At 43.6% G+C, this 23,989-nt stretch carries 15 protein-coding genes, 1 tRNA gene and 1 pseudogene; 8 read left to right on the forward strand and 9 right to left on the reverse strand.

Annotated elements, in window-relative coordinates:
* Nucleotides 1-3 precede the first annotated feature (3 nt).
* The 4 genes from N773_RS0106340 to N773_RS0106355 all read right to left on the reverse strand — a co-directional run bounded on the left by N773_RS0106340 (nucleotide 4) and on the right by N773_RS0106355 (nucleotide 8,484).
* Nucleotides 4-3,414, reverse strand: coding sequence for a transporter substrate-binding domain-containing protein (locus N773_RS0106340; protein WP_024857002.1), 3,411 nt, complete (start codon nucleotides 3,412-3,414; stop codon nucleotides 4-6).
* Nucleotides 3,415-3,427: 13 nt separating this feature from the next.
* Nucleotides 3,428-6,313 (reverse strand): amino acid permease, encoded by a 2,886-nt coding sequence (locus N773_RS21120; RefSeq protein ID WP_024857003.1) that lies wholly within the window; start codon nucleotides 6,311-6,313, stop codon nucleotides 3,428-3,430.
* A 34-nt stretch (nucleotides 6,314-6,347) separates the two neighbouring features.
* The gene (locus N773_RS19885) at nucleotides 6,348-6,716 is read right to left on the reverse strand and encodes an Hpt domain-containing protein (RefSeq protein ID WP_024857004.1); all 369 of its coding nucleotides are present in this window, start codon (nucleotides 6,714-6,716) and stop codon (nucleotides 6,348-6,350) included.
* A gap of 73 nt (nucleotides 6,717-6,789) precedes the next feature.
* The gene (locus N773_RS0106355; RefSeq protein WP_051454263.1) at nucleotides 6,790-8,484 is read right to left on the reverse strand and encodes a putative bifunctional diguanylate cyclase/phosphodiesterase; all 1,695 of its coding nucleotides are present in this window, start codon (nucleotides 8,482-8,484) and stop codon (nucleotides 6,790-6,792) included.
* A gap of 418 nt (nucleotides 8,485-8,902) precedes the next feature.
* Here N773_RS0106355 and N773_RS0106360 point away from each other — a divergent pair, with 418 nt between their 5' ends.
* The 3 genes from N773_RS0106360 (at nucleotide 8,903) to N773_RS0106370 (ending at nucleotide 10,486) form a co-directional block, all read left to right on the forward strand.
* Nucleotides 8,903-9,661 (forward strand): DUF4261 domain-containing protein, encoded by a 759-nt coding sequence (locus tag N773_RS0106360; protein ID WP_024857006.1) that lies wholly within the window; start codon nucleotides 8,903-8,905, stop codon nucleotides 9,659-9,661.
* Between the two features lies 1 nt (nucleotide 9,662).
* Nucleotides 9,663-10,316 (forward strand): HAD family hydrolase, encoded by a 654-nt coding sequence (locus N773_RS0106365; RefSeq protein ID WP_024857007.1) that lies wholly within the window; start codon nucleotides 9,663-9,665, stop codon nucleotides 10,314-10,316.
* Between the two features lie 96 nt (nucleotides 10,317-10,412).
* Nucleotides 10,413-10,486 (forward strand) — tRNA-Arg (locus tag N773_RS0106370).
* Between the two features lie 273 nt (nucleotides 10,487-10,759).
* Here N773_RS0106370 and N773_RS0106375 read toward each other — a convergent pair.
* The 5 genes and pseudogenes from N773_RS0106375 to N773_RS0106390 form a co-directional block, all read right to left on the reverse strand.
* A complete protein-coding gene (locus N773_RS0106375; RefSeq protein WP_024857008.1) occupies nucleotides 10,760-12,085 on the reverse strand; it encodes an IS200/IS605 family element transposase accessory protein TnpB in 1,326 nt (441 codons plus the stop codon).
* Between the two features lie 698 nt (nucleotides 12,086-12,783).
* Nucleotides 12,784-13,815 (reverse strand): ATP-binding cassette domain-containing protein, encoded by a 1,032-nt coding sequence (locus tag N773_RS0106380; protein WP_431602477.1) that lies wholly within the window; start codon nucleotides 13,813-13,815, stop codon nucleotides 12,784-12,786.
* Nucleotides 13,795-14,289, reverse strand: a pseudogene (locus tag N773_RS23475) (ABC transporter ATP-binding protein); the annotation flags it as partial. The pseudogene N773_RS23475 and the gene N773_RS0106380, both read right to left, overlap by 21 nt.
* Nucleotides 14,290-14,296: 7 nt before the next feature.
* Nucleotides 14,297-15,001 carry an energy-coupling factor transporter transmembrane component T gene (locus N773_RS0106385; protein WP_024857010.1) on the reverse strand — a complete coding sequence of 235 codons (705 nt, stop codon included), beginning with the start codon at nucleotides 14,999-15,001 and terminating at the stop codon, nucleotides 14,297-14,299.
* Nucleotides 14,998-15,588, reverse strand: a complete 591-nt coding sequence (locus N773_RS0106390; protein WP_024857011.1) for an MptD family putative ECF transporter S component — start codon at nucleotides 15,586-15,588, stop codon at nucleotides 14,998-15,000. Before N773_RS0106390 ends, N773_RS0106385 begins: the two co-directional genes overlap by 4 nt.
* Nucleotides 15,589-15,974: 386 nt before the next feature.
* Here N773_RS0106390 and N773_RS0106395 point away from each other — a divergent pair, with 386 nt between their 5' ends.
* The 5 genes from N773_RS0106395 to N773_RS0106415 all read left to right on the forward strand — a co-directional run bounded on the left by N773_RS0106395 (nucleotide 15,975) and on the right by N773_RS0106415 (nucleotide 23,837).
* Entirely contained in the window at nucleotides 15,975-16,691 is a 717-nt protein-coding gene (locus tag N773_RS0106395) for an ABC transporter ATP-binding protein (protein ID WP_024857012.1), read from the forward strand.
* A 12-nt stretch (nucleotides 16,692-16,703) separates the two neighbouring features.
* Complete coding sequence (locus N773_RS0106400; RefSeq protein ID WP_043537826.1) at nucleotides 16,704-19,478, forward strand: FtsX-like permease family protein; 2,775 nt, start codon at nucleotides 16,704-16,706, stop codon at nucleotides 19,476-19,478.
* Between the two features lie 174 nt (nucleotides 19,479-19,652).
* Complete coding sequence (locus N773_RS0106405; protein WP_024857014.1) at nucleotides 19,653-20,270, forward strand: TetR/AcrR family transcriptional regulator; 618 nt, start codon at nucleotides 19,653-19,655, stop codon at nucleotides 20,268-20,270.
* Between the two features lie 61 nt (nucleotides 20,271-20,331).
* Complete coding sequence (locus tag N773_RS0106410) at nucleotides 20,332-22,104, forward strand: ABC transporter ATP-binding protein (protein ID WP_024857015.1); 1,773 nt, start codon at nucleotides 20,332-20,334, stop codon at nucleotides 22,102-22,104.
* Nucleotides 22,104-23,837, forward strand: coding sequence for an ABC transporter ATP-binding protein (locus N773_RS0106415; RefSeq protein WP_024857016.1), 1,734 nt, complete (start codon nucleotides 22,104-22,106; stop codon nucleotides 23,835-23,837). Before N773_RS0106410 ends, N773_RS0106415 begins: the two co-directional genes overlap by 1 nt.
* Nucleotides 23,838-23,989 lie beyond the last annotated feature (152 nt).

Below are 23,989 nucleotides of genomic sequence, written 5' to 3' on the forward strand. Positions count from 1 at the left end.
TATTTAACCTCTCTGCTTTTTCTTCTCTTTCAGATAACTCTTGTTTTCATACATTCTCTGATCTGCAAGCTCATAAACCTGGGCCACTTTTTCATTATGATCGTACCGTGCCATTCCCAACGCAACAACGATCCCGCCTGTCAGTATGGCTTCATCGTTATGATCGTTCAATATCTTTAAGAGTTCTTCAATGCGTTCATAGTCATCGCCCTGCGAAAGCACAGCAAATTCGTCTCCACCTACACGGAACACGGGGCTGCGCTTGAATGTGGTACAGATAAGCCTACAGGCATCTCTTATGTACTGATCTCCCGCCTTGTGTCCCTGAGTATCGTTGATCTTTTTCAGGTCATTCAGGTCGAGGATTGTTATAGCAAAATCAGGGGCGCGATTCATCTCTATCTGTGCATTGAGCCTTTCTTCGTATACGCGGTAGGCGTTCCTGTTCTTGACCCCTGTCAGCGCATCGATGTTAGCCTCTATCCTCGCTTGTGCAAGACGTCTGCTGTATTCTTCCTCCTGACGGACCTGAGCATCTATATCATTGACACCGACAACCAGCCGCCTGCCGTCCTGTTCATCATCAAGAGCGGCTTTCAGCTGTACATACCTTGGCTCATCGTTCATCATAAGGCGGTAACTTATGGTAAATATTCCGTTTTTGATAACTTCCGCCATGGCGTTATCCATCGTCAGAGCTGTAAAGACACGGTTCTTGTCATCGGGGTATACCACCCTTATGGAATTCTCTCTGAGGTCGGATAAGAAATCCTCACCCTCCGCAGGCATATCGAAAACATCAAATTCAGCAGAAGAACTGTATTTGCGGTACTTTCCTGTTTCGGGTTCAACTATGTAGATACAAAGGAATTCACCTGCAAGAGCGCTGACTCTGCTGTATGCTATCTGTTCCTCCAGCATACGCTGTGCCGCCTGCCTATGCTTCATCTGCTCATCTATGTCTGTCATACTGATTACAATAAATCTCTCATCGTCACGTATACGCGCAACTTTCATATTTACATATCTGGGCTGACCATCCGTCATCATGCGGTATGTCATCATGAACATATTGTTCTTATCAAGTGCAGATACGAGAGTTTTGCGGTCCATAGCCCTCATCACTTCTTCCCTGTCCTCGGGATACACATCTATCTGCGTCGCATCATCGCCCTCTTCAAAGAAATGCCAGCCTCGCCTTACCTCGCAGAGATTTCCGTCTTTCTCATCCGAACGGTACTCGATAAATTCCTCGCTGTTGATATCGACATAGAACAGGTTTCTGAAACCACGCGCCAGCGCCTGAGCGATATGTGTGAATATAAGACCGTCGTTCCTTGCCTTTTCGTAAGATTCTTTTGAATTCACCTTGCCGCGGGAGATGCGCAGACTGTCTGAAACGTCCTGATAGATCATCAGTATACACAGTCTGCCGTTAACATCTGTGTACTTCTGCTTAGTCACCTTTACGTTCACGGTATTGCCGAAAACGTCGGGCATATTATCATAGTAGATAAGGGGCTCATCCATGGTCAGCACCATCTTATCGTCTTCGGCAAAGTTCCTTACCTTGTCTTCATCAAATACGTCCGCCGCTTTAATCCCTATGACCTCTGAAGGGTCTTTTTTGTGGACATAATCGGCAAAGGTCTGGTTGCAGGCAAGATATTCTCCTGTGTTAGCATCCTTTGTAAGACATATTCCGGGCATATTATCAAGCAGCGAAGATATGGTCTGCTGGAGTTCGGCAGCGTGCGATGCCTTTTCAAGCATCTGCCTCTGTCTGTCAGCAAGATGCTCCGCCCTCATTCTTCTGACAAGCTGGAATATTACGACAGTAAACAGCAATGTTAGTACAGCCACAGTTATCAGCCAGTTGTCTTTCATAAACTGCATGAAAGATACTTTTTGATCTGTAACCATATACGAAGCAAGTGCGCTGTTGACTTCGTTGCTTTTGGTGGTCAGCACCGCTTTGTTCATAACGGCATAGAGTTCAAGGTCTGATCTTTTTACCGCAAAGGATAATTCCATCAGCTCACCCGTTGGTACGGAGTGCAGTTTGCTTTTCTCCAGTTTATCCTCTTCGGTGGGCACCCTGAAACTGCTGAGAAGCACACAGTCAGCTTCACCTTTTTGTATGGCATCATAGCAAGCCTGAAGTCCGTGATAGAATTTCATCTCACTGTCGGGATAGTTTTCCTTGATGAAGCTTTCGGGATTTATCATGTTCTCGTTTACTGCGAAAACTATTTGGCTATCAGAAGATAACGTCCTGCTGTCAGATTTGCGCATAACTGCCTGCATCTCGGAATCCATTGCGGTATCCGTCAGCATTATCCCCGACTGTTCGGCATCGTAGCTGCTCATGCACAAAGGGAAAACACAGTCTATCTCCCCTGCATCAAGTGCTTCAAGGGCTGTTGTAAGCGAATCGTAGGGTATGGTCTTGAATTTAAGGTTAGGGCTGTTGAGGGTATTCTCCGCGTGTGTCAGATAATCTTTAAGGGCACCTGTCAGCTCCCCTGTTTTCTCATCTTTCCAGCAGAAAGGAAAATAATCCTCTCTGTAACCTATGCGTATCTCGCCGTGCTTTTCCAGCCAGTCCTCCTGTTCAGCCGAAAGCAAAGCATTTGTTGTATTATAGTATACTCTTTCCTTGGATAATCTCTCGTTGAAATAAGGATCATCGTCCTGTATATGTGCCAGAGCCGTGTTGAGCTCTTCAAGAAGATCGGGGCGGGACTTGCTGACCGCATAGTAATAATCCGAACCGCCTATCCTTATGACGGGGACAGCATCTCTGTTGTAATCATAGGTGAATACCGTGGCAATGCCGTCTATCTCTTTCCTGATGATCTTCTCCATGGATCCGTCTTCGGTGTCCGTCAGCGGTATTACCTCGGTGGTTATGCCGTTTTTCTCTACCCATTCTCTCAGCAGTTCTTCCTGAAAACTGCCTTTGTTAACGCCTATCTTCTTGCCGTTGAAGGTAGTAAGGTCATTGGCTTTGATCTCTGTGTTGTCCGAACCGACATAGATATAGTAAGCCTCGGTGCCCATGGGCAGGTCGGGGAAATACATGAATTCCTCTCGTTCGGGCTTGTAGGAAACGTCACTCAGCAGATCTATCTCGCCATTTTGGAGCATCTCAAACAGAACAGGCCAGCTTCCCTCTACGTATTCATAATTCCAGCCTGTGTAAGCTGATAGCTTCTGATGATATTCGTAATCAACACCGCAGCGCCTGCCGAACTTGTCATAATAGCACATGGCAGAATCAAACCAGCCCACACGGACTGTCTTTTGTTCCTGTCTATCTGCAAATGCCATTACAGGCATAATTATATTTATAAGGATAGCTGCAAGCAGGACTGTTGCTGTTATACGTTTATGGTTCTTCAGTAATGTCAAGGTAAACCTCCTGTCAGCTATCTTGCTGCGCCTTATCAGATGATGATATCAGGCGAGCCATTGTATCAAACATTTTTTCGGGTTCTATGGGTTTGAAAAGATGGGCGTCCATGCCCGCTTCAAGGGAGCGTTCTGCATCTTCTTCAAATACATTCGCCGTCATTGCGATGATAGGTATCGTTCCCGCATCAGGCCGTTCCAGAGCGCGTATCCTTTTCGTCGCTGTAAGTCCGTCCATCTCGGGCATACGAACGTCCATGAGAATAGCGTCAAAGTGGCCTTCGTCGCATCCGCTGAACATCTCCACAGCTTCCCTGCCGTTTTTTGCGTGCTCGGACTCAATCCCCTCCAGTTCAAGAATATCAGCCAGTATCTCCGCATTCTGTTCAATGTCCTCAGCGATGAGCACCCTGCGTCCCGACAAAATATCCGCTCTCCTGCCTATGACTTCCTCAGCTGTGATATCCTCTGACTTTCGCTCACAGACTCCCAGCTTCACGGTAACGATAAATACTGAACCTACTCCTTTTTCGCTCTCAACATGAATCTCGCCGCCCATCATTTCAACGTAATTTATCGTGATAGCCATTCCGAGACCGCTTCCGCCGTACTTGTTCGTAGTGGTAGCATCTTCCTGAGAAAAGCGCTCGAATATCTTCGGGATATATTCCTTGTCCATGCCGATACCTGTGTCCTTTACGGTGAATCTCAGAGTGCATACTCCATCCGCCCGTGATACCTCCTCAACAGTAAGAGTCACACTTCCCGATTTATCTGTAAATTTAACGGCATTGCCGAGAATGTTTATCATCACCTGCCTGAGTTTCAGGTCATCGCCGATGTAGTATTCAGCCATATCACCAACGATCCTGCATTCATAGTTCAGACCCTTGTCCTGACACTGACCGTTAATGATGATATTTATCTGCTCCAGGAATCCATCGAATGAGAATTCCTCATTATTAAGTACCATCCTGCCCGATTCTATACGTCCCATATCGAGGATATCATTTATTATACTCAGCAGATGGTTGGCGCTTGCACCTATCCTTTCAAGATGCTCTCTTGTTTTCTGCGGAAGATCGGGTTCACGCAGAGCGATGGTATCAAGCCCTATGATGGTATTCATTGGGGTTCGTATCTCGTGGCTCATGTTGGAAAGGAAGCTGGTCTTTGCACGGCTGCTCGCTTCTGCCAGAGCCTTTTCCACGCCCATCTGCTTTTCACGCTTTTGCAGTGCACTGTATATCCTGAGAAGATTGAAAAGTGAGAAGCATATCAGCACTATCTGCACTGCGCTGGCATTATCCAGCGATCTTCCAACACTTTTCATCTCATCGTCAATATGGTCTTCGTCAGACTCGTTCTCCTCCACCGAATAGTACTCCTTCAACACCGTTTCCGAACGTTCAAGTGCTTTATCTGTGGTCTGGCGGAGCCATACGCTTGATGTGAATATTATAAGTCCCAGAAGTATTATCCATGGGAGGATCGAATGTCCCATCCTGCCCTCGTTGTCACGATTCAGGAAAGTTCGGAAATACACGAAGCCCAGTATGCTCCAGATAGTCAGTATAAAATAAGATTCAAGAGAAAGAGTTTTTATTGAAAGCAGGTTAGGAATCAGGAATTCCAGCGCAAAAAGTATGGATATCACCATACCCGCCATGCCAACTGCTGCTCTTATTCTATCATTATCCTCACGAGCAAGCCTGAAAGCCGCTGCCGATGCAAGAGCATAGGCTATAGTTGCACCAACAGTGGTAATATCAACAATCCAGCTGATAGCAGTTCTTCCGAAGAACGGTAGTACAAGTGATAATGCAAGTATGGATATTATTGCATTTTTCGGCACATGAGCCTTGCTTTTTCTACCAACCCATGTTGGAAAAAGTCCGTCAGCGGAAAGAGAACATAAAAGTCTGCTGAGGGCTATGTAATTTCCGACCAGACCCGTGAATATCGCACCCAGTGCAGACGCACCAAGTATGAATGTGCCTTTATCGCCGAGTGCTTTGTTCGCCGCAAAAAAAGTGGGAAGAGAAGCTTTGCCCGTGTATTTGTCAAGTGAACCGATATAGTCCGTCCATGAGCCGCAGTCATCGGGAAGAGCCTTTACTGCCAGCAATACAAGGAACACATAAACCGCCGCAGCTGTCATCAGCGAGGTCAGCATTATCACAAAGGATCTTTTCAGTGAAAACTTCGCTTCCTCAGCTGAATGTGTTATTGATTCAAACCCGACAAAAGCCCATGGTGCAAGGGCAAATATAGTGAAAACTCCTCCCGAGTGAGAACTGTCAGGAGGATAAGGCGGATAAAAATTCGCTGTACAGCCCTTTGATGACAGTACACCCACGAAGCATATCAAAACGCCGGCGAAAAGCAGCCCCGCCATAAACACCTGCACCAATGCCGAGATTTTTCTTGAAAAGCAAACCAGTGCCGCAACCGCAAGAGCCATTCCCGAAAGGATTATCTCACCAATGTATATCTCATATCCTGCTATGGAATAAAGGTAACCGAAACGGAAAGTATCGCCCAGCACTGTCCTTGCGATAAGCGGCAGAGCAGTCGCATTAGCCCAGATTATAGCTATATACGTAATTATCATGAACCACGCCCCGAGAAATCCGTGGTCGTAGCCGAAAGCCTTTTTGGTATAGGTATATATACCGCCGCATTCGGGATAGCGATTCATAAGGTAATGAAAATTTACAGCAAGCACCAGCATCACCATGCCGGCCAGACCAAGCCCGATGGCTGAACCAACAGGTCCCGCTATGGGCAGGAATGTTGTGCCGGGCATAACGAATGAGCCCCAGCCCACACTACATCCAAAGGACAATGCCCATGCCCCGAATATACCGAGATATTTTATATTGTCGGAACTCTCCATGATGATCAAACCCCTCAGACCAAATTACCGATATTCAGCCCTCTTCGTATCTGCGTATGCGGTCAGATGTTCTTTTATAAGCTTCATCTATCTTTGCTATCCTAGTCTTAACTTCCTCGTCTGAAAGTCTTCTCCTGTTGCCGGGACGGAATTCCTCCGCTAACTCCGAAGCCATTCCCGCAAGCCCAACAAGTCCCAGATTTGCACAAACGCCCTTCATAGCATGAGCCGTTTCAAATATCTTTGAAGGTTCAATCCGATCTCCGGCATCAATAAGCTCTTCCACCACTAGATTAGTCCTCATTTTTCTGATATGTTTATCTACAAGCTTTTCCATGCGGAGCACACGCATTGCCTGCTCGTAATCTCCGCCTATCTCATAATACAATTCCTGTAACGTCATAAAACTCAGCCCCCTGATAACTTTATGTCGTTTGATATATCAGACCCTTATCTCATGGGATACAGCCCTGACCTCAGCTGACTCTCTGCTCCCGCTCTTTGCGGATAAACTCTTCAAATTCATTAGCAGGGACAGGTCTCGAAAAGTAATATCCCTGAACAAGGTCGCAGTCCGCGTCCCTTAGAAGTTTCAGCTGACCCTCTGTTTCAACGCCCTCAGCAACTACGCTCAGCTTGAGATTTCCCGCGATATCGAGTATCAGCTTCATAAGCCTGAGGTCGGTCTCGCTGTTCTCGATATTGCGCACAAAGGACATATCCATCTTAAGCACATCTATGGGCATGGAAGACAGCATATTCAGTGAAGAATACCCCGCCCCGAAGTCGTCCATCTCTATCTCAAAACCAATTTTTCTTAGGGTATGTATAAGACCGAGAAGTCTGTCAGCGTCCTGCGAATAGGCTGATTCAGTGACTTCAAGCTTGATGTCGCAGTACTCCAGACCGTTATTCGTGATGAGCCTGCAAAGCCTTTCGGTAAGGTCAGGATCGAAAATATCCGCACGGGAGATATTCACCGAAACAGGCAGTGTAAACCTGAACTTGTTTCTCCACATCGCTACCTGCTTTGCAGTCTCCTCCCACACGTAGTTATCGACCAGAGTTATCAGCCCGTTGCCCTCAAACAGCGGTATAAACGTGCCGGGAGGTATCATACCGAGCTCCGGGTGTTCCCACCGCACCAGTGCCTCTGCGCTCATGAGTCTCGGCGGTTCACTGCGAATATCGTATTTCGGCTGATAATAAACCCTAAACTGACCATCTGCCAGCGCATTGCGAAGATCGCCCAGAAGCTTCTGGTCGAAGAGCTCCTTTTTAAGGATATCTTCGTTGTATTTCCTCAGCGGGTTGCGGAAGTCGCTCCGTGCCATTATGCAGGCGGTTCGCGCCCTGTCGATAAGCAGTACAGGCTCAACGTCCTCGGTTCGCTCGTCCACGCCCATTCTCAGATGCACCCTTACACCGGGAGAAAACTCGTCCATCTTTGCCTGAAATCTGTCCAGCACAGCCCTGTGATCATCACAGTGGGTGCAGTATACTGCAAATCTGTCAGCATCGAAACGACTGGCGATTCCCTCTTTTTCTCTCAGAAAATCTTTTATGATACTTCCCATGGTCTTAAGCACCTTATCGCCGAATTCTCTGCCGTATAAAGCATTCACAGTGTGAAACTGCTCGATATTCAATACAATTGCATCCATCTGAAGTTCAGGGTGATTGCTGAACAGACGCTCGGCGTATTCAAAAAAGAAATTCTTGCTGTAAAGATCTGTCAGTTCGTCCTTTTCTGCCGATGATATCAGCCTGCGCCCCTCATTCAGCTCGATTATCCTGGCTACACGGGCAAGTATGACCTCGTGTAGGACAAAAGGCTTAGTGATGAAATCTGCCGCACCCAGCCTCAAAGCTTCAAGTTCTGCCTCCTCGTAGGAGGTCATGACTATCACAGGTATGCCTTGAAATTCTTCATCAGCCTGAATGGTTTTAAGTACCTCATAACCGTCCATCACAGGCATGATAAGATCAAGCATAACTGCGGATAATTCATTTTTATGGCGGCGCATAAGGTCTAAAGCCTGCACTCCGTTTTCTGCGAAAATGATATCATAATCATTCTCCATGATGATTTCCAGAGCATCTCTGTTGATCTCCTGATCGTCCACGATAAGAACCTTCTTCGGCCGCTGCATATTATTTGACCTGATCATGATAAGTCCCTCTTTTCTGCTGACGCTTTAGCTGTTAAATCTGACTTTATGTGTGCCCAGAGCTTAATTTCCGTTGTTAGCGGCAGTATATGACCATAAACGGCATCTGCCTATAATAATTTATATTATTATAACATATATTGGTTCGATTTTCAATACTTATTTAAAAAAAGATGTCAGTTTATCCATTTATTTATGATATTTTTGTTTGAGATATTAAACATAAAATACAAATTGTGTACACACTCGCGCATAATTATTACATATCTATATAGTATAACTATCAGTAAGACGCATGCTGTTTCACATCGTATGATGGAATTTATTTAACCTGTCTTTACAATTGCCGAAAGATGTGCTATAATATAAAACATATTGCAGAAATGGGCTCGCCCTACTAGACACGGAGGTTATGGCAATGGCTGAAAATACAAATAACAACGATAAAAAAGAAGGCAACGTTCTTGCGGGCTTTGTGCTCTATAAGGACGCTAATATGGACTGGGCAAGGTTCAAAAAATCACTGAAAGATGACTGGGGCATCGAGACAGATGACGAGGTCAAGGACAATGCGCTGGTTTTCCACACCGAGGGTATGGTAGTGGCTTGTTCACTTATGCCCAATCCTGTACCCAACAAAGAGGCTGAAGAGTGCGCCAAGAACAATATCCTCTGGAAAGACGGTGCGGCTGAGGTAGCTAAGCATCAGGCTCACGTAATGATGGCTGTTATGAACAAGTTCGACGGCATGGAACAGGCTCTGCTTTTTGCAAAGATAGCATACAGTCTGCTGAAGCTTGACAACGCCATCGGCATATACAAAAATCCCACGGTATACGAAAAAGAATTCTATATGAACTTTGCAGAAACTATCAAGAATGATGAACTTCCCGTGCCGATACTCCTTTATACAGGAATGTATCTTGCAAAGGACGGTCTCTGCGCTTTCACACAGGGCATGACTTTCTTTGGCATGAACGAACTGGAGATAATCGACAGCAAACAACAGCCCGATCAGGTGGTAAGCTTTATGTTCTCTATTGAAGAGTATGTACTCAGCGAACACGTTGAACTCAAGGACGGCGAGACCATCGGTTTCTCCGAGGAACAGAAACTGCCCATAAGCGTGGGTGACGGTGTCAGCATCAAGGGCATAACTGCTAAGATAGGTTTCTGATATGGATTTTACAAGATTCAAGGCGGCGGTCTTTGACCTGGACGGCACACTCATACGCTCAAAAGGAGTGTGGAGCGAGATAGACCGCCTTTTTTTCAAAAAGCGAGGAATGGAAGTCCCTGAGGGTTACTACGAAGCCGTTTCAACCAAGGATTTCAGGGCAGCTGCAATTTATACAAAAGATTTGCTGAGACTTGATGACAGCATAGAAAGCATAATGCAGGAATGGCACGACATGGCAGTGTACGAGTACACCCATATCATCGACGAGGTGGACGGTGCAGCGGATTTTTTGCGGTATCTTTCTGATAACGGCGTGAAGCTGGGTCTGGCGACTGCAAATTCTGCGGCGCTGTATGAACCTGTGCTGAAACGACTGGGAGTGCTGTCACTGTTTGAGGGTTTCGCCACCACAGAAGAAGTCGGACGCGGCAAGGGTTTCCCGGACGTTTACGAGCTTGCCTGCAAAAGGCTGGGCACCACTTCAGATGACACCATAGTTTTTGAAGATTTGCCCGAGGGAATACGCGGTGCAAAGATAGGCGGTTTTGCTTCAGCTGCCTGCATGGACGAGCTCAGCGGCTCTGAAAAGGCTATAATGCTGAAAGAAGCAGACATCTGTTTTGAGAACTATCGGGAACTGCTTGCAAAATAGTGAACATAAGATTAACATATATCGTTTATTTTGTTAAACTTCATTTTCCCTATTGACAACTCGCCTATATAATGCTATAATATTAGAGTTGATTGAGCGCCAGTAGCTCAGCTGGATAGAGTGACTGGCTACGAACCAGTAGGTCGGGGGTTCGAGTCCCTCCTGGCGCATACATCACAAATAGGCACTTTGAGTAACATCAAAGTGCTTATTTTTTTGCCGATTTTTGCCGAATAATTCAATATTGGAAAAATTTTGAAAAACATAAAAAAACGCAGACCCAAGTTATCAGATCTGCGATTTCTTTATTCGGCTTTGTCCCGTCTTTCTTCAATGTGAAGCCTCACACGACTAAAGTCGCGTGCTTCCTATAGTGTCCTAGCGGACATGCCCACTTTAGGTGGGCGGACTACGTTTCTACCATACAGCCTGAACTCAGAAAATTATGCTGTTTGAGCAATAAATTCCGCATTCAGGTTAACTAAGGTAGAGAACGTGCAGGTGCTTCTCTTACTGCATTGAGGTACTTTAGCCTCAATGAGCAACCTTGAATTCTCATCCAAGGATTTTAATATTTCACGTATGAAGTATCTTGCCCCTATATTATACGAAGCAGATAGATCACAGTTGTAGGTCTTGCCATTTTGAAATTTGCATAGCTCATAGGTATTGAAACCACCAAATTTACCACGAAGTACAAAACCACTGCCATCGTAGGCAAGGCGTGACGTATTCCATGCACAGATATGGCTTACTCTCATACCTAGTCTGTGAACTTTATTCGTTACAATAGACTGAACTTCCTGACTGCGCCACAGCTTGAGTTTCTGCTTTTTAGAACCGCGGACCTTACCGTTCTTGTCTAAATGCTCAAATACAATAACATCTGCATTATAAAGAACGGCTATATCTACGATGCAGGCAGCAGTTTTAGTGGCAATGTCGTGATTGATTCCTTTGGCTTTTGCCCAAAGCCTTGGTGTTTTATAGTTACCATGCTGCTGAGCTTTTTTTATACGGTTAACACAATGCATAAGATGGTCTGTTTCTTTGGTAAGCTTATAAAAATGCCTTCCAAGAATAGTGCCATCTGAACGCATTACGGAAATCGTAGCTGCGGTGTTTATTCCAAGATCTACAGCAACAATGGTCTGCTCGTGTACAGATGTATCTGCCAGTTTGGTCTTTTCTTCAAATGGGAAGTCCAAAAACCACTCCTTGCCTCGTTTTTGAAGTGTTGGAGCGCATTGCTTGCGAAAACTGCAATGTCTGTATATATAATCCATATCAGACTTTTTAAGGTTTATAGTTATCCAGTCCCATGTATTACGGGTATAGACTTTGATCTGGGCAGTATAATAACCAGTCTGTTTGTACATTACTGTACGATACATTGACGGAAATGAATAACCTGCTTTTGGATACGATGGTTCTCTTCCGACCGGATCTTTGATCCAGTTATCGAGATTGGTTTTGTAAGATGATACCTTGCCTATAGCCTCGTTAATAGCACCACGGCGCAGATAGCTTGGCATCTTATAGAATTTGGCATCAAAATCATAAATTGGATCGGGATTATCTTTTGTAGCATGAATAAGTGTTTCGATATATGTGAGTCTACTCACCCCTTTGAATGTAACAATGTTATCCCATTTATCAAGACATACTTTGATAAGGTAATCTACAGCATGTCTGTATACGATAACGGTATCTTTAAAGATGTTGTTGTAATGCTTGATCTTAACGCTGTAAGTCGTATATATCTGCATACTGCAGACTCCCTCCTTCTACTTGTTTTTTTTGAGAATTAATGTAATCTGTTACCTGTTTAAGACTTCTGTCGCTTACAGTTGCTACAAAATACGATGGATTCCATATATATTATAGCAGATTTTTTTAAGAATTTAAAATTTTATATACTTAAAAGTTTTGCTGTGATTGTGTCACGCGTGACACAATCAAAATTTAATTATTTTTTTAGATCTAAGAAGCAGAAAGACAGCTGATCTTACTCACTTAGCTGTCTTTCTCTTAAGAATTATAGTATCTGACATTCTTAATTGAGGCTTACAGTTTACAAGACGAAGTATATGATCAGGACTTCCTGTATTTGGTAGCTCTTACGATATGGTATTACAATGAATATACATACCCTCGACCATGCACAACAGAATGTCTAGAAATGCCGCCTAACTCATGACTAAAGTCACGAGCGTGCGGCGGCAAAATCGTCAATATTCTTAGATATTATGCGGCAGACTTCCCTTTCGGGATGAGTCTATATTGACCGTTGTGAAACCTGTGATATATGATATACTTCACTCCTGTTTCCGCCTGAACACAATTGGCAAGAAAAGACTAACAAACCGGCATTGCATTATATCAGAAGTTTTTTCAATGTTGCTCTTAATATAACAAAAAGCACCGTACCTCTTGAACTTTAGTACGATGCTTAGTCATATTCAGTCTACTGACATTCTCTCAGATATTTGAGCCTGCCTTTTTCAATACAGAGAATATAATCACAGCAAAGCGAGATAAGCTCGGGATCATGAGTCGATACGATGATAACCCTGTTATCCTCAGCAAGTTCCGAAAGCATTTCTGCCACAGCCATCATATGCGCTCTGTCAAGCCCTGATGTCGGTTCATCAAAAAGCAGTATCTCACTGTTTGCCGCAAGTGCAGATGCGATCGCCACACGCTGCTTCTGTCCGCCCGACAAAGCCATGGGATGAGTATCCTCATATCCATAAAGTCCCAGATCACTAATGATCTTATCAGCTTTCGCTTTATCTTCCTCGTCCATCGAGAGCATTACCTCCGCCCTCACGCTGTCTGTGAAAAGCTGGTGGTTTACGTCCTGCATGACCATATAGCATTTTTTTACTATCTTTTTGCCCGAGGCGGTTTCACCGTCAGAAATTATTTTCAGAGTGCAGTCCTTTTCAAGACCGCATATGCATCTCAGAAATGTCGTTTTGCCGGCACCGTTTTTCCCTATAAGCCCGATGACTTTTCCACGTGGCAATTCAAGTTCGGGTATGGCAAGGGTGTACTGTGCCGAGTCCGCCGCATTGAGCTTTTTCTTGCGGAAAAAGAATTTTGGCATATCATAGGTAAAGTACATATCCTTTAATGAAATGCTGTTTTCGTATCCCTTGATACTTTTATTATCCGAGCATTCATTTTCCGAGAATATGCACTGACCGAATTCCTTTATATACTTTTCTTCCACAGAGGTTGGTCTGAGACCAAGTTTTGAAAGATCCTGTGCCGTAAGCCTGCCAAACTCTTCTCTGTTCCATTCCTGCCAAATCCTGCCGTCTTTCATGAAGATAACTCTGTCAACGATATCTTTCACATACCAAAGGCGATGTTCCGAAATGACTATTGTTTTACCTTTTGATTTCCAGTATTTTATTACTTCTTTCAGCTCATCTATCGCTTTCCAATCCAGGTTCGAGGAAGGTTCATCAAGCAGCATTATCTCCGGCATCAGTGCCGATACACTAGCGCAGGCTATCTTCTGCTTTTCACCGCCAGAAAGATCAAACAGGTTTTTACCGAGCAATGGTCCAAGTTCAAGTTCTTTTACGACTTCATCTTTTCTTCTGATTATCTCTTTCGGCTCCAAACCCATGTTTTCATTGCCGAAAGTTATCTCGCCGTCCGTATCTACCGAGAAAAACTGGCTCCTGGGATTTTGAAAGACCGTACCCACAACACTGGCAAGATCGTAAAGCTCGATCTTTGGAACATCTTTGCCGTTTACAATTATACTGCCTGTCAGCTCACCCTTGTAATAATGAGGGATAAGCCCGTTTATCAGTCGCAGGACGGTAGTCTTTCCACAGCCGGATGCTCCACATAGCAGTACGGTCTCCCCTGTCTTTATCTCAAGAGAAAAATCGTGCAGACCTGCCTCTTCTGAGCCTTTGTATTGAAAGTTCACATTATTTAAACTTATCATATGTTTATCACCCGATATTTTTCGCAGCCATAAATAAAACTGTTGATACAGTAAAAACCGCCATAGTGGTATAGTCGATAATTCTGAGTTTCAGTTCCTTGGCGCTGGTACGTTTTATCGGTGCACCAAGTCCCCTGGTAACCGCCGCTGCCGATAATTCATCGCCTATATTGACACACGAGAACATCACGGGTATAAGGCGGTATTCTATCATCTTTGTAACCTTGCCGCCGCCCATTGCAATTCCTCTCATGCGCATGGCATCGTTTATATTCTCGTACTCCTCCTTGATGGTAGGAAAAAATCTCATGACCACAGCCAGCGAGATAGACACTCCGTCAGGTACGTGCATTTTCTGCATAGCCGACATAAAGTCATTTATCTTTGTGGTCCTGATAGCAAACCATGCGGTTATCAATGCAGGCATGAACTGTACCACGATACTGCAATAACCGGTTATCAAAGCAGAAAAAACTCCCCTTGACTTCACCGTAAGATAATAATGCTGTAATATTAGCGCAGCAGCATACAGTAAAGCAAAACGTATCGACGATGCATATTTGCCTTCCACCATCAGCAGCAATATAGGTATTATAGTCACAATTATGCGAATCATTATTTGCAGCGTGTTAAATGCAGGTACCATAACTATCAATGATATGGTAAATATCATGAAAAGCTTGGTTCGTGGGTCAAGTTCAAGTTTTCTCATGCGATACCTGCTTTTTCAAAGTGCTTTCTTACAACAGCTTTGCCGACATATGCACCTATAATACCGAATACCAGGCAAAGGATCAGAAGTATCGCAATAGTTTTTCCGTTTATAACACCGAAAAGTGCATCACAATAATCCTCTGAGAAACCACCATCGATCAAGTTTTTGCGATATTTATCAGCTGTTACGATCACAGGGAAATAGTTCGCACATATCCACAGACAGAATACGCCATGACTAATGGCTATCATTTTTGTACTCTTATAGCGGCCCTTTTTAGCGATCAGATCTGCTATCAACCCTGATACGATGATAAGGGGTGCGCCCAGCCAACCCATACCTGTTAAAAACATGATGATAGCTATAATTACCGACATTATGGTTATCATTCCGAATTTTTCAACCTTTGTGTAAAAAAGCATCATGGGGATAGAACCAACGATCGGTATCAGAACTACATAGGAAGCAATAAAATAAGGGTGAATAAATCCCAGCATTCCACAGGCATATTCCACAACAAATATCAGCGCAGTAAAAATACCTACGGTTATAAAATCTTTTGCATTAAGTTTGTTTTGATTCATAATATCTACTCCTATTAATTAAATTTTGTTAGCTTAATACAACTTTCAGATTAACTGGTTAGTTGTATTTAACCATATGAATTATAGCATAATGATTAATGTTTGTCAACTGTATGATTAGGATAAGATTTTTCGAGTTTTAGAGTGATTTTGTATATTCTGTTGAAAAATCAAAGATTAACACGCTTTATTCAGGACTCATTTTTGTTAATTTCAGGCTTTGTATAAAGTTGAGTAAATAAGATAATTTGTTAATGTTATCCTAAATACTTGAGAAAGAGTCAATTATTTTTTGTCAAGTGGGCTGTTGTAATATCATCGTAAAAGTGATATAATCAGTTTGTCGCAACTAACGCACTATATTCTATGGAGGAGAGTAATCTATCATGAGCGAAAAAGAAAAAAAATTTCTTGAAGTCTGCGGACTAAAAAAAAGTTTCGGTAGCGGTGATACGAAGCAAGACGTTTTGAAGGGACTTGATTTTACAGTTGCTAAAGGCGAATTCTGCGTGCTGCTGGGACCTTCGGGTTCAGGCAAATCAACACTGCTGAATATCCTCGGAGGTATAGACAATGCCGATTCGGGTGAGATATACATTGACGGTGACAAGCTGGCTGATATGAATGAAAAAAGCCTTACCAGGTACAGAAGAAAGCATCTAGGTTATGTTTTCCAGATGTATAATCTTATACCGAACCTGAATGTCAAGGAGAATATCGAGACAGGTGCATATCTTTCGGATGCTCCGCTGGATATTGATGAACTGCTGAAAATACTTGGACTTTATGAGCACCGCCATAAACTGCCCAACCAGCTTTCGGGCGGTCAGCAGCAGCGAGTTTCCATCGGTCGTGCAATAGTGAAAAACCCCGATATACTTCTCTGCGACGAGCCCACAGGCGCACTTGACTACAACACCTCAAAGGAGATACTGAAGCTGATAGAAGAGGTCAATGTAAAGTATGGCAACACTATCATCATGGTAACTCATAATGAGGCTATCAAAGAAATGGCAGACCACGTTATCAAGCTGCGTGACGGTAAGATCAGGCATGATATCATCAATACCGAAAAGATCTCCGCTGCCGACCTTGAATGGTAAGGAGGCGTTTTGATGGCAAAAGAATCTATTTCATACGGAAAGCGTCCCAAAAACCCAATGATAAAGCGAGTATGGAAAGATATATGGCGTGACAGAAAACGTTACTTTCTCATATTCATTATGTTCGTATTAACTATTGGCTTTGTATCAGGTATGTTCGTTTCCAATAACAGTATGAACACCTCGCTTGAAGAATGCGCTGAACGTTTCAAACGTGAAGACGGACATTTCAGGCTTTCCAAACCCGCAGACAAAGAAACTGTCGCAGCTATCGAAAGCGGTAAGATAGCTGATGTAGCCAGTGTCTTCCGTGAACGAGCATATAACGAAGCTGAAGACGAAGTTATCAAAGCCGTGGACGATGCAATGGCAGAAGAGATCGACAAACAGGTCAGATCAGCAATTACCGAACAGGTAACTGCCGCTTTGGATAAACAATTTGAGACTGCTGCCGAAGCCGGACAGAAGCTCACCGATGAACAGAAAAAGGCTGCCCTTGAAGAAGCTATCGATAAGGCTCTCTCGGAAAACTTCGACAAAGCTTACGATGAAGCTTTAAAGCAGGCGAAAGACTCCGATGAATACGATGATGCCCTCAAAGAGGCTTTCGATAAAGCCCACGAGGAGATCGACAAAGAGATCGATGATAAGGTCGGAGAGCTTTCTGACAGATACGGGCTTGATAAAGAGATCGACACCGTGCCCGTGACCGTATACGAGCTGTTTTACAAAGACGTTAAAGAAGGTCTTGCTGATGATGCAGACCCCGGCATAGGTATCAGAGTGTATCCCGAGCGTAAGGACGTGGATCTATACGATATACTTGACGGAAAGGCTCCCGAAAACAAGAATGAAATAATGATCGACCGTATGCACGCAGATAATGTTGGCATAAAAGTCGGTGATACCATCACAGTCGACAAAGAAGAATTTGAAGTTTGCGGACTTGCAGCTTTTGTTGATTATTCAACACTCTACGAGAACAATACCGACACAATGTTCGATGCAATGACCTTCAATGTTGCCATGACAACAGAAGAAGGCTTTGAACGCATACACAGCAATACACGAGCTAATTACGCTTTCACCTACAATGATCGACCCGATGACGAATATGAAGAAAAGTCGCTGTCAGATGATTTTATGAAAGCTCTCATCACTCAGGTCGCTGTATCCGAAGATGAGGATATCAAGCTGGAGGACTATGTTCCTGCCTATGCCAATCAGGCCATCAACTTTGCCAAAAATGACCTGGGTACAGATATGGCAATGGGCGGAGTAATGCTCTATATACTCACCGCCGTACTGGCGTTTATATTCGCTGTTACCATAAGCACTACGCTCGAAAAAGAATCTTCCGTTATCGGCACTTTACGAGCATCGGGTTATACAAAAGGCGAACTGCTCAGATACTATATGAGCGCCCCCCTCATGATCGCTGTATTTTCAGCGCTGGTCGGTAATATACTGGGTTACACATTCTTCAAGAATGTTGTGGTAGGTATGTATTACAACAGCTACAGCCTGCCAACGTACAAGACCCTGTGGACACCTTATGCATTTATCCGCACCACCATAATACCGATAGTTCTCATGCTTATCATCAACCTTGTTGTTATTCTGAGGACCCTGCGCCTATCGCCGCTGCGTTTCCTGCGTCACGACCTGAAAAGAAGCAAGCGCAAGAAAGCTGTCAGACTGCCCAGATGGAGATTTTTCCCAAGATTCCGCATACGTGTATTTCTCCAGAATATCCCGAATTACCTGATGCTTTTCGTAGGCATAACCTTTGTTATGCTGCTGTTGTCGATGGCTGTGGGAATGCGTGAAACACTGGACTATCATCAGGCGCATATGTGTGAATCGATGTTCGCAAAGGAACAGCTCGTACTCAGCCGAACCGAGGATGATGACGGCAGCACAATAACTACCTCTACAAAAAATGCAGAGCGTATCTCCATATCTTCACTGGAAAGAAAGAGCGATACCTATAACGAAGAAATATCCGTTTACGGTGTTAAGGATGACAGCCTGTACATAAGGCTTGACGCTGACTTTAATGAAAAAGCTGCCGAAGATGAGGTTTACATATCACGGGCTTATGCAGATAAGTATAAGATCAATGTGGGGGACACTATAGTTCTTTCTGAAAAATACGAGCATAAAGACTATACCTGGAAGGTATACGATATCTACGATTATTCAGCTGGACTTGCTGTATTCATGACGAATGAAAGGTTCAATGAAGTGTTTGATAAAGACAAAGATGATTTCAGCGGCTATATGTGCAATGAACCTATAACTGACATAGATGATGAATATGTCGCAGCTGAGATAACCGAAGACGACCTTCTGAAAGTAGCTCGTCAGCTTGACCACTCCATAGGTGCATACATGGAATATTTCCAGTATGTGTGCGTGATAGTCGCAGCGCTGATACTCTATCTGCTTACCAAAATAATCATCGAGAAAAACGAGCGTGCCATCTCCATGACAAAGGTGCTTGGTTATAACGATAACGAAATAGCCTCACTTTACCTTATCCCTACTGCTATATTCGTGTTCATCACTGAATTTATAGCTATATACCTCGGCTTTATCCTGATGACGGTATTCTGGAAAGCCATGATGCTCGGCATGAGCGGCTGGTTTGAATTCACTATGCCCGTATCCGGCTTTGTGAAAGAATTCCTGCTTGTATTCATAGCATATCTGCTCATAACGTTCATAGACTTTTTCCGTATCCGCAAGATACCGAAGGTGCTCGCACTCAAAAATATCGAATAGCAAAAAACACACCGCTCTGACTGCGGTGTGTTTTTTTGCCGTTTTATAAGCACTGATCTTTGATTTGTAAAAAATAAGTAAACACTGTATACATACCTTGACAAGCGCATTTTTAAGTGATATAATATTCTTGTTTGTGAACAGTGCTTACTTAAAAAGCAGGAGGTGATACTTGTGCCCAGAGATAAAAGCGAGAATAATAAGAAAATAATCATTGCTGCCAAAAAGGAGTTTTTGGAGCAGGGATTTAAAAATGCTTCAATGCGCAAGATAGCTGCTGATGCAGGTATTACCGTAGGTGCTCTGTACAGACATTTTGAAAATAAGGAAGAAATGTTTGCATCACTGGTCGAGCCGACTCTTAGTGAACTTAGGATGCTTTATGATAAAGCCAGCATTAAGGAATATGAACGCCTGAAAGTATTGGCTAACGAACAGGCATTGCTTAAAGCCGAAAATAAGACACAGTGGATAATGAGCTTTATTTATCAGAATTTCGATGTATTCAAGCTGCTGGTATGCTGTTCACAGGGAACAAAATATGAGAACTTTATCCATGATATGGCACTGTTGGAAGAAAAGCTCGATGCGGAATACTTCGATAAACTGAATGATTATAACATGAAACTGAGAGAAGTTTCTCATCTGGAGTTCCATATGCTGGTAACAGCAAATGTATCAGCAATGTACGAGGCAGTAAAACACGATTTTACCGAGGAACAGGCACTGCACTATGCAGAGACCATAGAAGAGTTCTTCTCGGCAGGATGGAAAAAAATACTGGGCATATAATGCCTGTATTTTTTTGAGCATAAGTTAGTCTTTTATAACTTAAAGAAAGAGGGGAATAGATATGTCTGAAAAGACAAAGAAGAAGAGAAAGCGTTCTCTGACCAGCTGGCTGTTCGAGTTCGCAGAAGAAAAAAAGCTGAACTATATTTTATGTATGCTTTTTGCAGTATCAAAAGTAGTGTGCGGTCTTGTGCCGTACATTTACATGGCAGATATAGTAAAAACACTGCTGATACTGCATGGATCGAACCAAGTACCCAAGATGGGTGATTTCAGCAAGGATATGATAATGATGGGTGTTTTCTGGGTACTTAGCAAGGTGAGCCACGCAATATCCACCACCATCTCACACGCAACATCTTTCGTGATACTTGCAAATATCCGCCGCAGACTGGCAGAAAAGCTTGCAAAAATACCTCTGGGTTCAGTAATGGCAGATTCCAGCGGAACATACAAGAATATCATCTGTGAGCGTGTAGACTCTATCGAGACCACACTTGCACACATTATCCCTGAGGTAGGCGCAGGTGTTCTCGTGCCTTTGGCATTGATAATCTATATGCTTACTATCAACGTAAAGCTCACACTGCTGTCAATGCTGTGCATACCTGCCGGTGCGATATTCTTCATGGGTATGATGGCAGCAAGCAAAAATTTATACGGTGATGCTATCACAAAAACGAAAGCCCTGAACGATTCAGCCGTTGAATATATAAACGGCATCGAGGTAATAAAAGCATTCAGCAAATCGGGAAGCTCCTACGAAAAGTTCGCAAATGCCGCAAAGGACTGTGCAACCTGCTACATTGAATGGATGAGAAAATGTAATTTATGGCAGAACATGGCTCTTATCTTGATGCCGTTCTTCCTGCTGGGACTTCTCCCCTTCGGTGCAATAGAATATATGCATGGCAATGTATCAGGAGGAGATCTGCTGATGCTGGTAATACTCTCACTCAGCCTTGTAGCTCCTATCTCAACAGTTACTTCGTATACCGATGATATCTCAAAGATGGGACTTATTATCAGCGAAGTTACCGAGATACTTGAGCGTGATGAACTGATCCGTCCGGAGATCATGACAGAAAAACCTGACGGCACAGATATTGTTCTTGAAAATGTACACTTCGGTTATGAGGAAAAAGAGATACTCCACGGTATAGACCTGACAATAAAGCAAGGTACAGTCAATGCGCTGGTAGGTCCCTCCGGTTCGGGAAAATCGACCATCGCAAAACTCATAGCATCATTCTGGGACGTTAATGAAGGTAAGGTCACTCTTGGCGGTGTGGATATAAAGAATATCCCTCTTGAAGAATACAATCGCAATATCGCCTATGTATCACAGGACAATTATCTGTTCGATGAAACCATAATGGATAATATACGTATGGGAGATCCTAAGGCCAGCGACGAAGATGTTATGAATGCTGCCAAGGCCTGCGGCTGCCACGATTTTATCATGAAGCTGGAGAATGGTTATAACACTGTAGTCGGCGGTGCCGGCGGACATCTTTCGGGCGGTGAAAGACAGAGGATATCCATTGCCAGGGCAATGCTGAAAAATGCTCCGGTTATCATTCTTGACGAAGCTACTGCTTATACCGATCCCGAGAACGAAGCACTGGTACAGTCTTCTGTTGCGAAACTTGTAAAGGGCAGGACACTTCTTGTGATCGCTCACAGACTTTCAACAATTGCTGATGCGGATAAGATAATAGTTATCAACGACGGTAAGGTCGAGGCAAGCGGTACTCAGGAGGAGCTGCTCAGAAACTCTCCTCTGTACAGCCAGATGTGGAACAGCCATATCACAGTAAAGGAGGGAGTATAATGATATCAACACTAAAAAAATTCTTTATGTTCTGTTCGGTCGAAGACAGGAACAAGATCTACAAGGCAATAGGATTAGGTGTTATCAAGGCGCTGTTTGCAGCAATGCGTATAGGTGCGATAGGCGTAGTGGCAATGGGTATCATCGACGATAATATGTCCATGAAGAATGTTTGGAATTCCCTTCTCATACTCATTATTTCCCTGATCGCACAAGTCATCATAAGCATGAAGACCACAATGCTCCAGACAGAAGCAGGTTATCACTGCTGTACCGGCAAGAGGATCGAGATCGCTGAACATCTGCGTTATCTCCCCATGGGTTATTTCAATGATACAAGCCTCGGTCATATAACCAGCGTAACTACAAATACCATGGAAGCCCTTGCAGGTATTGCCGCACGTATAGTTATGCTTACAACACAGAGCGTTCTTACCACACTTATACTGACAATATGTGTACTTATATTCGATGTAAGGATAGGTCTGATACTGATTCTGGGAATAGGCATATACGCTGTCATAAACAGCCTTATGCAGAAAAAATCAAGATCAAGCGTACCAAGGAAACAGGCATCCGACAATGCAATGATCTCTGCTATAATCGAATTCATCCAGGGTATAGTAGAAGTTAAGAACTACAATCTGACCAAGAGCCGTGCTAAAAAGCTGGATGAAGCCATAAAAGCCAAGCAGTTTGCCGACACACATCTTGAGTACGATGTGATACCGTACATCACATTACAGGATATCACAACAAAGCTCATGGGAGTTGTAATGTGTGCTGCATCGGTATATTTTTACGTGAACGGTACGATGAGCCTTCTCTACTGCATCATGATGATGATAAGCTCATTCATGATCTACGAAAGTCTTGATGCAATGAGCGGATACAGTGCACTTATCAGAAGCGTAGATGTTTCGGTAACTCTTGCCAATGAAATAATTGATATTCCGGGCATGGACATAAACGGTGAAGAGATAACACCTGATAATCACGACATTGAACTAAAAAACATCACATTCGCCTATGAGAACAGGAATATCATCAACGGTATCGACCTGAAGATACCCGAAAAGACCACCACTGCCATAGTAGGTCCTTCAGGCGGAGGAAAGACAACACTGACAAGCCTTATGTCAAGATTCTGGGATGTAAACAGCGGTCAGGTACTGCTGGGCGGCAGAAATGTCAAGGATTACAGCTTTGACAGTCTGATGCGGAATTTCAGCTTTGTATTCCAGCGTGTGTATCTTTTCCAGGACACCATTGCAAATAACATACGTTTCGGCAGACCCGATGCAAGTATGGAGGAAGTTGTAGCAGCTGCTAAAAAAGCTTGCTGCCACGAATTCATACAACAGCTCCCCGGTGGATACGATACAGTGATCGGAGAAGGCGGTGCAAGTCTTTCAGGTGGTGAAAAACAGCGTATCTCCATTGCAAGAGCAATAATGAAGGATTCACCGATAATAATACTCGATGAGGCTACTGCAAATGTTGACCCGGAAAACGAGGCTGAACTTACTAAGGCAGTAAAGGAACTCACCAAGGAGAAAACTATCATAATGATAGCGCACCGACTTAAAACAGTTGAACACGCTGATCAGATAATTGTTATCAATGAAGGAAAGATAGCCCAGCGAGGAACTCATTCAGAACTCATGCAGCAGCAAGGCATCTACCGCACATTTGTTGAAGATCGTCAGAAAGCAGCAAGCTGGAAATTATAAAAAATAAAAATGATACCGACGTTTCGCAATGCCAACAAAACGTCGGTATCATTTTCTTTTTGGTACACAAAGGAAAAATTAGCCTCTTTTAACTTATACAAAAAGCTAAATTAAGGTGTTGACAAAAGTTTATCAATATGATATAATATCAT

The organism is Ruminococcus albus AD2013 (assembly GCF_000526775.1).
Lineage (GTDB): Bacteria > Bacillota > Clostridia > Oscillospirales > Ruminococcaceae > Hominimerdicola > Hominimerdicola alba_A.